This is a genomic window from Micromonospora sp. NPDC048040 (genome assembly GCF_055587185.1).
Map to the genome: position 1 here is coordinate 157,996 of NZ_JBVJGT010000002.1, position 12,925 is coordinate 170,920.

At 75.6% G+C, this 12,925-nt stretch carries 8 protein-coding genes; 4 read left to right on the top strand and 4 right to left on the bottom strand.

Annotation, left to right across the window (positions count from 1 at the left end):
• The first annotated feature begins 12 nt into the window (after positions 1-12).
• On the top strand, positions 13-672 hold the full coding sequence (locus tag ACZ6O2_RS02995; RefSeq protein WP_350703280.1) for a hypothetical protein: 660 nt from the start codon (positions 13-15) through the stop codon (positions 670-672).
• A 41-nt stretch (positions 673-713) separates the two neighbouring features.
• Here the strand turns inward: ACZ6O2_RS02995 and ACZ6O2_RS03000 are convergent, their stop codons facing one another.
• Positions 714-1,877 (bottom strand): acyl-CoA dehydrogenase family protein, encoded by a 1,164-nt coding sequence (locus ACZ6O2_RS03000; protein WP_466021823.1) that lies wholly within the window; start codon positions 1,875-1,877, stop codon positions 714-716.
• Positions 1,878-2,124: 247 nt separating this feature from the next.
• Here ACZ6O2_RS03000 and ACZ6O2_RS03005 point away from each other — a divergent pair, with 247 nt between their 5' ends.
• The 3 genes from ACZ6O2_RS03005 (at position 2,125) to ACZ6O2_RS03015 (ending at position 9,027) form a co-directional block, all read left to right on the top strand.
• Complete coding sequence (locus tag ACZ6O2_RS03005; RefSeq protein ID WP_350703284.1) at positions 2,125-3,552, top strand: UDP-glucose dehydrogenase family protein; 1,428 nt, start codon at positions 2,125-2,127, stop codon at positions 3,550-3,552.
• A 164-nt stretch (positions 3,553-3,716) separates the two neighbouring features.
• The gene (locus ACZ6O2_RS03010) at positions 3,717-8,633 is read left to right on the top strand and encodes an SCO7613 C-terminal domain-containing membrane protein (protein WP_466021824.1); all 4,917 of its coding nucleotides are present in this window, start codon (positions 3,717-3,719) and stop codon (positions 8,631-8,633) included.
• Between the two features lie 49 nt (positions 8,634-8,682).
• A complete protein-coding gene (locus ACZ6O2_RS03015; RefSeq protein ID WP_350703287.1) occupies positions 8,683-9,027 on the top strand; it encodes a cupin domain-containing protein in 345 nt (114 codons plus the stop codon).
• A gap of 20 nt (positions 9,028-9,047) precedes the next feature.
• On the opposite strand, the gene purE is transcribed toward ACZ6O2_RS03015, so the two are convergent.
• From purE to ACZ6O2_RS03030, 3 genes are all read right to left on the bottom strand, one after another.
• The gene (purE, locus tag ACZ6O2_RS03020; RefSeq protein ID WP_466021981.1) at positions 9,048-9,518 is read right to left on the bottom strand and encodes a 5-(carboxyamino)imidazole ribonucleotide mutase; all 471 of its coding nucleotides are present in this window, start codon (positions 9,516-9,518) and stop codon (positions 9,048-9,050) included.
• 50 nt (positions 9,519-9,568) lie between these two features.
• On the bottom strand, positions 9,569-10,750 hold the full coding sequence (locus ACZ6O2_RS03025; protein ID WP_466021825.1) for a 5-(carboxyamino)imidazole ribonucleotide synthase: 1,182 nt from the start codon (positions 10,748-10,750) through the stop codon (positions 9,569-9,571).
• Positions 10,751-10,827: 77 nt separating this feature from the next.
• Positions 10,828-12,879, bottom strand: a complete 2,052-nt coding sequence (locus ACZ6O2_RS03030; RefSeq protein WP_466021826.1) for a thioredoxin domain-containing protein — start codon at positions 12,877-12,879, stop codon at positions 10,828-10,830.
• Between the last annotated feature and the right edge of the window lie 46 nt (positions 12,880-12,925).

The following is a 12,925-nucleotide window of genomic DNA, read 5'->3' on the forward strand; positions in this document are numbered from 1 at the left end:
TACGGTGCGCGGATGCGACATCTCTGGAGCTTCCTCGCCGGGCTGGTGGTGGCACCCGTCACGTGGGTGCTGGTCACCCTCGGGCAGGACGGGTCGGCGGGCACCGTCGACCGTTGGGTCGAGATCGGCACGTCCAACTCGGCCAATCTCATCGAGCCTGCCGTCTACCTCGCCGTCGGCGGGATCCTGCTCGGCCTGCTCGGCACGCTGCGCATCTCACCGCTCGGCCCACTGGTGGCCGGGCTGCTGCTCGCCGCCCCGTACGTGGGGATGTTCGCCGCGCCCTTCGAGGTGCGGGACCGAATCCCGGACGGCTGGAAGGTCTTCGGTGACCCCCTGCCGCTGCACGCGCCGGTGGAGAACGGCACCCTCTTCCTGATCGGCCTGCTGCTGATCATGGCGACGTTCAGCGGGCAGCGCTGGCGCCGGTGGCCGCGCCCGGCCGCCGAGGTGGCGCCGGAGCCCGCGACCGGCCCGGAACGGGACGACTTCACCCTGACCGACTGGCCCCCGGCCGGCTCGGCCGACCAGGACACCGCCCCGCTGACCCTGGGCTACCCGGACGACTCGACGCCGACCGAGCCGCTGCCCCGCCGCACCGGCGGCGAGTCGCCGTGGTCGGCGCCGCCGCGCACCGGCAACCGGCCGGAGGACACGACCGAGATCCGGTGACACGTCGGGCGGGCCGGGAGACCGGCCCGCCCGACGGCCGGTCAGTCCTTGAGGAGCTGGCGGGCCATCACGATGCGCTGCACCTGGTTGGTGCCCTCGTAGATCTGGGTGATCTTGGCGTCGCGCATCATCCGCTCGACCGGGTAGTCCCGGGTGTAGCCGTAGCCGCCGAGCAGCTGCACCGCGTCGGTGGTGATCTCCATGGCCGCGTCCGAGGCGAAGCACTTGGCCGCCGCGCCGAAGTAGGTCAGATCGGCGTCGCCGCGCTCCGACTTGCCGGCGGCGGCGTACGTCAACTGCCGGGCCGCCTCCAGCTTCATGCCCATGTCGGCGAGCATGAACTGGACGCCCTGGAACTCGGCGACCGCCTTGCCGAACTGCTTGCGCTCCTGCACGTACCCCTTGGCGTAGTCGAGCGCGCCCTGGGCGATGCCGAGGGCCTGCGCGGCGATGGTGACCCGGGTGTGGTCCAGGGTCCGCATCGCGGTGGCGAAACCGGTGCCCTCGGCGCCGATCATGCGGTCCGCCGGGATCCGGACGTTGTCCAGGTAGACCTCGCGGGTCGGCGAGCCCTTGATGCCGAGCTTCTTCTCCGGGGCGCCGAAGCTGACCCCGGCGTCGGACTTCTCCACCACGAACGCGGAGATGCCCCGGGACCGGGCCGTCGGGTCGGTCACCGCGAAGACCGTGTAGAACTCCGAGACCCCGGCGTTGGTGATCCAGCGCTTGACGCCGTTGAGCACCCAGTGATCGCCGTCACGCGCGGCGCGGGTGGTCATCGAGGCCGCGTCGCTGCCCGCCTCCGGCTCGGAGAGGCAGTACGAGAACATCGCGTCGCCCGACGCGACGCGGCTCAGGTAGCGGCGCTTGAGGTCCTCCGAGCCCGCCAGCAGCAGCGGCATGGTGCCCAGCTTGTTGACCGCGGGGATCAGCGAGGACGACGCGCAGGCCCGCGCCACCTCCTCGATCACAATGGCCGTGGCCAGGGCGTCCGCGCCCGCGCCGCCGTACTCGACGGGGATGTGCGGGGCGTGGAAGTCCGCGGCGCGCAACGCGTCGTAGGACGCCTTCGGGAACTCACCGGTCTCGTCCGCCTCGGCCGCATGCGGGGCCACCTTGGCCGCACAGACCTCACGGACCGCCTCCCGGATCGCCTCGTGCTCCTCCGGCAACCGGTAGACGTCGAACGACTGCTCTGCGGCCATGTCGGCCCCTCCCCTTCACCGCTATCATGCGCAGTCTGTAGCGTCTTGTGACCGTCGACGGCGCAGACTGAAGGATAGCGACCAACCCCAGGCGATGTTACCGCCGCGTAGGCTATGGCACGACGAGCGTCGACGCCGCCCGGCGATGATGGAAGTGACAGGCATAGAGTCCCTCCGGTGCCCGCCCAGGCGCCGCAGCAGAACGCGACGCGACGACGCGGCGCCAGCGCGAGCGGAGAAGACAGGCGTGACGATCCCGTACCCGAACACCCAGCCGATGCCCGCCATCGCCGCGGTGACGCCCCCCTCGGGCGCGCAGCGGCCACGGGTGACCTTCCTGGGCACCGGCTACCTCGGTGCGACGTACGCCATCTGCTACGCCGAGCTGGGCTACGAGGTCCTCGGCTTCGACGTCGACGCCGACAAGATCGCCATGCTGAACGCCGGCGAGGTGCCGATCCACGAGCCGGGCCTGGACGAGCTGCTCAAGCGCAACCTGGCGGCCGGGCGGCTGCGGTTCAGCACGGACATCGCCGAGGTCGCCGAATTCGGCGACGTGCACTTCATCTGCGTCGGCACGCCGCAGATCGCCGACGGCATGGGCGCCGACCTGTCGTACGTCGAGGCGTCGGTCACCAGCCTGGCCCAGCACCTGACCCGCAAGGCGCTGATCGTCGGCAAGTCCACCGTGCCGGTCGGCACCGCCGAGTGGGTCGAGCAGCTGGTGAGCAAGCACACCCCCGCCGACCTCGGCGTCGAGGTGGCGTGGAGCCCCGAGTTCCTCCAGGAGGGCTTCGCCGTCGACGACGTGCTGCGGCCCAACCGGATCGTGGTCGGCGTCAAGAGCGAGTGGGCCAACGGCATGCTCTACGCCGCCCACAAGGGCGTCTTCGACCTGGCCGCCACGGAGGACCGCGAGGTGCCCCTGGTGGTCACCGACTTCGCGACCGCCGAGCTGGTCAAGGTCGCCGCGAACGCCTTCCTCGCCACCAAGATCTCCTTCATCAACGCGATGGCCGAGGTCTGCGAGGCCGCCGGCGGCGACGTCACCCACCTCGCCCGGGCCATCGGCTTCGACCCCCGCATCGGCAACCGCTTCCTCCAGGCCGGGCTCGGCTTCGGCGGCGCCTGCCTGCCCAAGGACATCCGGGCCTTCCAGGCCCGCGCCCAGGAGCTCGGCGCCGGGGAGGCGCTGCGCTTCCTGCACGAGGTCGACCTGATCAACATGCGCCGCCGGACCCGGGTCGTCCAGCTCGCCGCCGAGCTGCTCGGCCGCCGGTCCGGGCCGGCCGGGCCGGACCTGTCCGGCACCCGGATCGCCGTGCTCGGCGCGACCTTCAAGCCCAACACCGACGACGTACGCGACGCCCCGGCGCTCGCCGTCGCGTCGCTGCTGCGCAAGGCCGGCGCCGACGTGCACGTCTACGACCCGCAGGGCATGGAGCGGGCCCGCGCGGTGGCCCCCGAGCTGGTCTACGAGCCCGGCATCAACGAGGCCGTGACCGGCGCCGACCTCGTCTGCGTGCTCACCGAGTGGGCCGACTTCCGCAACGCCGACCCCGTCGCCCTCGGCGAGCTGGCCGCCGGCCGCCGGGTGGTCGACGGGCGCAACTGCCTGGACTCGGCACTGTGGACGCAGGCCGGCTGGGAGTACCGCGGCATGGGCCGCCCCTGACCATCGACCGCTGAGACGGCCGGCCGTGGAGCACGCTCCGCGACCGGCCGTTCGCCGTCCGCGTGGACGATCTTTGCCCCGGACCCGCCGACAACTGTCGAAATCCGCGCCCGCATTCGGCATGCTGCCAAGGTGGGAGTCCACAGTGCGGGTGGAGGGGTGTCGTGGCGAGCTTTCAGTGCTCCTCGTGCGGCCAGGAGATCAAACCGGCCGTCAGCTGCCCGCACTGCGGCGCGCACCAGCCACAGTGGGTCGAGCACCTGGCGGAGATCGAGCGGTCCATCGCGGAGATGAAGGCCCGCGAGGCCGCCATCGCCAGCGAGCAGCGGCAGATCGCCGCCAAGATGCAGGCCGCGCTCTTCCAGCGGGACATCCTCGCGCACGCCGGTGAGGAACGTCTCAAGCAGGCCACCCGCCCCCGCCGGGTGCTGCGCCGCCGGCCCGGCCGCCGCCCGCCCACCGCCGCCACCGGCGCACCGCCCCGGGTGCCTCGGCAGGGCACCCCGGCCGGCCCGGAGGATCCGCCCCCGCCGCCGAGCGCCACCTGGCTCGACGCCGACGACCCGGAGCATCCGCCGGAGGCGTCCTCCCGCGAGGTGCAGAACATCCCCCTCGGGCTCGGCGCGCTGCTGCTCGGCGTCGCCGCGGTGGTCTTCGCCGCGGTGGCCACCAGCTCGATGGACGCACTGGCCCGGCTGGGCGTACTGCTGCTCGCGACCGTGCTGATGCTGCTCGCCCCGCCCGTGCTGGCACGGCGCGGGCTCACCTCGACCGCCGAGACCATCTCCGCCGTCGGCCTGCTGCTGGTGCCGCTCGCCGGCTACGCGCTGTGGGCGGTGGACCGGATCGGCAACGGCGGCGCCTCGGGTGCCGTCTTCGCCGGGGTGATCTTCGCTGTCACCGCCGGCGTCGCCTTCGGCTACGCGGGCTGGACGGGGCTGCGCGCGCCCCGGTTCGCCACCGTGCTGGCCGCCCAGCCGGTGCTGCCGCTGTTCGCGTACGACCGGGTCACCGGCCCCGGCGGCTGGGCGCTGGTGCTGACCGCGGTGGCCGTGCTCGACCTCTGGCTGGCCCGGTCACCGGTCACCGTGGAGCGGCCGGTACGCCGGGACCTGCCCGAGCCGCCGGCCGCCCCCGCCGCGTCGGCGGCACCGGCCACGCCCCGCCAACGTCGCGCCGAGGGCCGGCCGGAGGGGGCCCCGGAGGAGGCCGGCGAGGTGCTCGACGGTGACCCGCCGGAGCAGGCGACACCGACCCGGGCCGCCCGGGCGGTGCCGTGGCTGCGCGAGCTGACCTGGACGCTGCACGGGGTGGCGGTCGCCGTCGCCCTCGCGTACGCCGTCTCCGCCCTGCTGCGGGCGGCCACCGTGCCGGCCGCGACCGGAGCGGGGCTGGCGCTGTTGCTGGCCGCCGCCGTGGGCCTGGCCGGGACGCTGGTGCTGCGCCGGCCGCCGTTGCCCGACCTCGGCGCCGGGATCTTCACCCTGGCCGTGATCGGCGCGCTGAGCCGGATCGCCTCGGTGGCGCTACCCGGCCGGGCGCTGCTGCTGATCGCGGCGGTCATCACCGTCACCGGGATCGCCGTGCGGGCGGTGCCGGAGGCCGCCCGGCGCGGCCCGCAGCTCGCCTCGGCGGTGGCGCTCACGGTCAGCGGGGTGGTCGTCGCCGGCGGGGCCCTGCGCGCCGGGGTCGCCCCCGTCCGAGCCGCGCTGCCGGCCTGGGCGGCCGACCTCGACCGCTACCCGGCCGAGCTGGCCGCGGCGGTCGGCCCGGCCGCCTGGCAGCTCGCCGCGAGCGCCTTCCTGCTGACCGTGGCCGCGGTGCTGGCCCTGCCGCCGGAGATCCGCCGGGAGTTCGCGGTGGTCGGCGCGGCGCTGACCGCCCTCGCCGTACCGGCGTCGTTCGGTCTCGGGTGGGCGGTGGCGCCCTGGCCGATGGTGCTGACCGCGATCGGCATCGGGGTCGTCGGGCTCTCCGCCCGGACCGGACGGGCGGCGGTGGCGCACGCGGCCGCCGCGGCCGGCGTCGGGCTGTTCGGGGCGGGCGCCGCCCTGGCCCGGCCGGCGCTGACGACCGCGACCCTGCTCGCGCTCTTCGCCGCCGGGGTGCTGGTCGCCGTGGCGCCCCGGATGCGGCTCGCCCCGGCCGCGGCCGACACCGTCTCGGCCTGGGCCGCCGGCGGCGCGGCGTTCGCGCTGCCGGGCGCGGTGGCCGCCTTCGTCGCCGCCACCGTGCCGACCGACCCGACACCCACCCCGGCGAGCCTGCGCGAGGCCACCGTCCCGGTGCTGGTGGCCAGCTTCCTGGCGGTCTGCGTCACCCTCGGCTACGCCGCCATCGTGCAGGTGTCCCAGCGACACGTCCCGGCGCCGCTGGCGGTGGGCACCGCCCTGGGCACGGTCGTGGTCACCGCCGCCGCGTTCGGGGCCCCCGGCGCCACCGCCGCCGACGCCTGGGTCGGCGGGCTGCTGCTCGTCGCCGCCGCGATGGTGGTGTTCGCCGGCCCCATCGACGCGGGCCGGCGCTCCGACCTCTCCCTGGACGGCTCCGACCTCGCCGCCGCGGCGGTGACCGCCGCCCTGATCGCCACCCTCGCCCGGATCGCGGCGGTGCTCGCCCCCGGCGGCCAGCTCGCCGTCGCCGCCGGGCTGGTGCTGGTGGTCGCGGTGGCCGCCCGCGCGATGCCCGAGGAGTGGCGGCGCGGGCCGATCCTCGGCCTCACCGTCGGCGGCGTGCTCATCGGCGTGCTGGCCGGCTGGAGCGCGCTGCGCGGCGGGCTGGGGGTGCTCGCCACCCCCGGCCCGATCTGGGCCGGCGACCTGACCGGCTGGCCGGCCGCGCCGACCGGCGGGTCGGCGTGGCAGGCGCCGGTCGCGCTGGCCCTGCTCGGCGTCGCCGCCGCGGTCCTGCTGCCGCCACCGTGGAAGTACGACGTGTCGGGGGCGGCGGCCGTGCTCGCCACGATCGGCGCACCGGCCGCGTTCGACCTGCCGTGGTGGTCGCCGGTCCTGGTCGGCGGCATGGTCGCCACGGTCTTCGGGATGGCCGCCGTGGCGGCGACCGACCCGCGCGCCGGGCTGTCCCGGGCGGTCGTGGCGGGCGTGGTGGCCCTGCACGCCGCCGGGGCCGGCCTGGTCCGGCCGTGGACCACCGCGCTGGCGCTGGGCAGCATCGCGCTGATCGGCGTGGTGGTGGCGGCGCTGGCCCGGACGCTGGCCGTGCCGCTGGTCGACGACATCGAGGCCGAGGGGATGCCGCCGCACCTGGCGCAGATCGGAGGCGCCGCCGCCGGCGCCGCCCTGCTCGCGTCCCCGGGCGCGGTCGCGGCGCTGGCGGCCGAGTTCGGCCACTCGCCGGAGGTGGTGCTCACCGCCGCGCTGGCCGCGTCCAGCCTGGGCCTGGCGGCGATGGCCGCCGCCCGGCGACGGGTTCCGCAGTACCTGCCCTGGGCGAGCGCGACGGTGGCCGGCGGCGCCACCGTGACCGCGCTGGCCGCCGTCCCCGCCGGGCTGCCCGTCGGGGTCTACGCCGCCGCCGCGGCCCTGCTCGGGGTGCTCGCCGAGCTGGCCCGCGGCGCGACCGAACCGCCGGCCGGCTCGGCCCAGCCGGTACGGCGCTGGTCGGTGCTGCTCGACGGGGCGCTGCGGCGGCTGCCGGACGACGGCACGCGGCGCTGGCGGGTCAGCCCGGCCGCCGGCGCGCTCGCCGTCGCCGCGCTGCCCACCGTCCTGGCGCTGGTGTCGATCGCGCCGTCCCTGGTCGTCGCCCTGGTGGAGCCGCACCGCAGCCTCGCCCGGGTCTGGCAGGGGCCACCGCCGGAGCTGCTCACCCCGCCGCCCGGCGCGGTCGACCCGACCCACGTGCTGACCGCGCTGCTGCTCACCGCGACCGCCGCGCTGGCCGCCACCGGGTTCAGCGGCGGCCGGCGCTCCCGGGCGGTGCCCGTGGTGCTGCCCGGCGCAGCCGTGACCCTGCTGATCACCCCGGTGGCGCTGGGCAACGGCTGGCCGGCGAGCACCCTCGCGGCGCTGGCCGTGTTCACCATCTCGATGCTGGGCCTGGCGCTGACCCCGCCCCCGCCGCTGGTCGAGCCGGCCCGTTCCCTGCGGCTGACCCGGGTGCTGGTCTTCGCCATCGGGCTGGCCGCCGGGGGCGCGGGGCTGGCCGGCAGCCTCGCCACCCGAGAGCTGACGCTCTTCACGCTCGGCGGCGCGGTCGGCGTCGGCACCGTGGCGGCGCTGTTCGGCACCACCCAGCGGGCACGCATCCTCGGCTGGCTCTTCGCCTCGCTGATGGCGCAGCTGTTCGTGCTCACCGCCGGGCTGGTGGCCGGGCTCGCGGCGGTCTGGTCCGCCTTCGGCGTGCTGGCGGTCGGCGCGGCCCTACAGGTGTTCGCCGCGACCCTGCCCCGGCTCCGCCGTCCCGAGGCCCAGCGCGAGGCGGCCACCGTGGAGTGGAGCGGGCACGCCGCCGCCCTGATCGCCCTGGCCCTGGCCTTCGACTCGCCCCGGCACATCGCGGCGCTGCTGGCCGCCTGGGGCGCGGTCCTCGGCGTCGCGGCCACCCGGCCGGGCCGCCGGCCGGTGGAGCGGCGCATCCTGTTCTGGGCGGTGGTGGTCTGCGAGATCGCCGCCTGGTGGATCCTGATGCGGGTGGCCGACGTGGCGCTGCCGGAGGCGTACACGCTGCCCTTCGCGGCGCTCGCCCTGCTCGTCGGGGTGCTGGAGCTGCGGCACCGGCCCGACCTGAGCAGCTGGGTCGCGTACGGGCCGGCGCTGGTCACCGCGTTCGTGCCGACCCTGGCGATCGTGCTGGCCACCGACTCCAGCACGCTGCGCCAGGTGCTGCTGCTGCTCGGCGCGGTCGCGGTGCTCGTCTTCGGCTCGACGAGCCAGCAGCAGGCGCCGGTGATCGTCGGTGCCGCCGTCACCGCGATCGCGGCGGTGCACGCGCTGTTCAGCCTCGGGCCGTGGCTGGCGCTGATCCCGGTCGGGCTCCTGCTGCTGGTGCTCGGCGCGAGCAACGAGCGCCGCCGCCGAGCCCAGGAGCGCCTGCAGACCGCCCTGCGCGGCATGAGATGAGGCATCCGGGCACTCCCGGGCCCGGGCGGGGGTTGACTACGCTCCGGCCATGCGGATCATCGAAGGCGCCGGGGCGTGGACCCGGCCCGTGGGGGCGGCCAACGACTGGGTGGAGCACCTGCGCGTGCCGGACCTGTCGGTGGGGACGTACTGCATTCCGGCCGGTGGGCTCGACGATCAGAGCCCGCACACCGAGGACGAGATCTACGTGGTGACCTCGGGGCGGGCCAGGATCGTGACCCCGGACGCCACCGCCGAGGTCGGCCCCGGCTCGGTGATCTTCGTGCCCGCGGGCGAGGAGCACCGGTTCGAGGACGTGACCGAGGACCTGGCACTGCTGGTGGTGTTCGGCCCGGCGTACGGGTCGCGCACGCCCGGCCGGAGGGACGCCTAGGTCGGGGCCGGGCGCGCAGGTCAGGCGAGCGAGGCGCGCAGCGCGGCCTCCTTCTCGGCCACCAACTGCTCCAGGTCCGCCTGGTAGGCCGCCATCCGGTCGAGCAGGGCGGGATCGCCGGCCGCCAGGATCCGTACGGCCAACAGCCCGGCGTTGCGGGCGTTGCCGATCGACACGGTGGCGACCGGGATGCCGGCCGGCATCTGCACGATGGAGAGCAGCGAGTCCATGCCGTCGAGGTGCTTGAGCGGCACCGGCACGCCGATCACCGGCAGCGGCGTCACCGAGGCGACCATGCCGGGCAGGTGCGCGGCGCCACCGGCCCCGGCGATGATGACCTTCAGGCCCCGGTCGACGGCGGCGCGGCCGTACTCGATCATCTTGGTCGGCGTACGGTGCGCGGAGACCACGCCGACCTCGTACGACACCTCGAACTCGTCCAGCACCTCGGCGGCGGCCTTCATGGTCGGCCAGTCCGAGTCGCTGCCCATGATCAGCCCGACGGCGCCGACAGCGGCGTCCGCACGTTCACCGGTCCCGCTCACTGGTGTCCCTCCCGCAGCCAGCGGGCGGCCCGCGCGGCCCGCGTCCGTACGTCGTCCAGGTCGTCGCCGAGCACCGTGACGTGCCCGATCTTGCGGCCGGGTCGCACCTGCTTGCCGTAGAGGTGCACCTTGGCGCCCGGCTCCGCCGCGAAGAGGTGGTGCAACCGCTCGTCGATCGACATCCCGCCCGGCTCGCCGCCGAGCACGTTCGCCATCACCACGGCGGGTGCGGTCAGCGAGGCGTCCCCCATCGGGTAGTCGAGCACCGCCCGCAGGTGCTGCTCGAACTGCGACGTGCGCGCGCCCTCGATGGTCCAGTGCCCGGAGTTGTGCGGCCGCATCGCCAGCTCGTTCACCACGATCCGGCTGCCGGCGGGCGCGGCCGGGTCGGCGACCTCGAACAGCTCCACCGCGAGCAGGCCGACCACGCCGAGCGCGGTGGCCAGATCGATGGCGAGCTGCTGGGCGGCGACCGCCAGCTCCTCCGGCAGGCCCGGCGCGGGGGCGAGCACCTCGACGCAGATGCCGTCCCGCTGCACCGTCTCGACCACCGGATACGCGGCGACCTGCCCGAACGGCGAGCGGGCCACCTGCACGGCGAGTTCCCGGCGCAGCGGCACCCGCTCCTCGACGATCAGCCGGGTGCCGCCGGCGAGCAGCGTCGCGGCCAGCTCGGTGGCCTGCGCCGCGTCGCCGACCAGCCACACGCCCCGGCCGTCGTACCCGCCGCGGGCCGCCTTGAGCACGACCGGCCAGCCGGTCTCGTCGCCGAAGGCCACCAGGTCGGCGGGCTCGGCGACCGGTCGCCACGCCGGGTTCGGCGCGCCCAGCTCGCCGAGCCGCTCCCGCATCACCCGCTTGTCCTGCGCGTGCAGCAGCGCGTCGGCCGGCGGGAAGAGCTTCACGCCCTCGCCGGCCAGCGCCCGGATGTGCTCGGTGGGGACGTGCTCGTGGTCGAAGGTGACCACGTCGCAGCCCTTGGCGAAGGTGCGCAGCGCGGCGAGGTCGGTGTGGTCGCCGTACTGGACGTCGGCGGCGACCAGCGCGGCGCCGTCGTCGGGGGCCAGTGCGAGCACGCGCAGCGACTGGCCGAGGGCGATCGCGGCCTGGTGGGTCATCCGGGCCAGCTGGCCACCACCCACCATGCCGACAACAGGCAGACCGGTACGGGAATCCATAGCGGCGCCAGCCTAACCGGGCGACCCGTCCCCCGCCCCGCCGGATGGCCGATCGCACACCGCCGCGGCCGTGGGCCTCAGCGCCGGCCGAGCTGGCCGACCAGGTCCTCCACCGTCGTCACCGGGCGCTCACAGACGAAACCCCGGCAGGCGTACGCGGTGGGCCGCCCGTCGACCATCGGCCGGTCGGCGAGCAGCGGCACCCCGGCCTGTCCCGGGCGGCCCGCCACGATCACCGCGCCGGGCGGGGCGTGCCGGTGCGCCGCCGCCACCAACGGGTCGCCGGTCGGCTCGTCGGTGACCACCGCGATCTCGTACGGCCCGGAGAGCAGCGCCTCGCCGACGGTGGCCGCGTAGCCGGTGAACCGGGCGTGCCGGCCGACGATCGGCGCCACGGTCGACAGCGCGGCCTCGGCCGCCTCCCGGTAGCGGGTCTCACCGGTCAGGGCCGCGTACGCGACCAGCGCCGCGACGATCGCCGAGCGCCCGGACGGGGTGGCGTTGTCGGTGGGGTCGGCGGGGCGGGCGACCAGCCGCTCGGCGTCGTCGGCGGTGTCGTAGAACCCGCCGCCGGGGGCGGCGAACCGCTCCAGCGCGACGTCGAGCAGCCGACCGGCCAGCGTCAGCCAGCGACCCTCCCCGGTGAGCTGGTGCAGCGCGCAGAACGCCTCGGCCACGCAGCCGTGGTCCTCGAGCACGCCGGCCGGCTCGCCCACCACACCGGCCCGGGAGACCCGGCGCAGCCGCCCGTCCACGATGTGCCGCTCGGCGAGCACCTCGCCGATCCGGATCGCGGCGGTGGCGGTGACCGGGTCGCCGGTGAGCGCGGTGTGCTCGACCAGCGCGGTGACCGCGAGCCCGTTCCAGGAGGCGACCACCTTGTCGTCCCGGGCCGGCTGGGGCCGGGTGTCGCGGACCTCGCGCAGCCGGGCCCGGATCCGCTCCCACCGGGCGGCCACCTCCGGGGCGGCGTCGTCCACGTCCCGGGCCAGCCGCAGCACGCTCGTGCCGTGCTCGACGCCCCTCCTTCCGTCCGGAGCGCCGTCTTGCGGCGCGGAGGCGGAATGAGGGGCGAACGTGCCCTGCTCGGTGACCGCGAACAGGTCGGCGGCGAAGCGGCCGTCGTCCTCCCCCAGCGCCTCCACGAGCTGGGCCGGCGTCCAGGCGTAGGTGAGCCCCTCGACGCCCTCGGTGTCCGCGTCCAGCGCGGAGGCCAGGCCGCCCTCGGGCGTGCCCAGGTCGTCGATCATGAAGGCGGCGGTCTCCGCCGCGACCCGGGCGGCCAGCGGGTCGCCGGTCAGCCGCCAGAGCTGGGTGTACGTCCGCAGCAGCAGCGCGTTGTCGTAGAGCATCTTCTCGAAGTGCGGCACGGTCCAGTGCGCGTCGACCGAGTAGCGGGCGAAGCCGCCGGCGAGCTGGTCGTAGATGCCGCCCCGGGCCATCGCCTCGCAGGTGTGCCGGGCGACCTCCAGGCTCCGCGCCGAGCCGGTGCGCTGGTGGTGCCGGAGCAGGAAGAGCAGGTTCATGTGCGGCGGGAACTTCGGCGCGCCGCCGAAGCCGCCGTTCACCTCGTCGTACTCCCTGCCGAGCTGCTCGGCCGCGGCGTCGAGCAGCGCGGCGTCCAGCGGCGCGGTGGGGCCGCCGACGGCCTGGGCTCCGCCGATGGCCTCGACCACGGCGGCACCCTGCGTGATCACGGCGTCCCGCTGGTCCCGCCAGGCGGTGGCGACCGACTGGAGCAGCCGGACGAAGTTCGGCCGGGGGAAGTAGGTGCCGCAGAAGAACGGGGTGCCGTCCGGGGTGGCGAAGACGGTCATCGGCCAGCCGCCCTGCCCGGTCATCGCCTGGGTGGCGGTCATGTAGACGGCGTCGACGTCGGGGCGCTCCTCGCGGTCCACCTTGATCGAGACGAAGTCGTCGTTCATCAGGGCGCCGACCTGCTCGTCCTCGAACGACTCGTGGGCCATCACGTGGCACCAGTGGCAGGCGGCGTAGCCGACCGAGATGATCACCGGCACGTCCCGGCGCTTCGCCTCGGCGAACGCCTCGGCGCACCACGGCCACCAGTCGACCGGGTTGTCGGCATGCTGGAGGAGGTACGGGCTCGTGGCGTCAGCGAGTCGGTTCACCCGACGACCATAACGAGCCGGTGCCCCCGCCCGCCCGCGCTCCGCG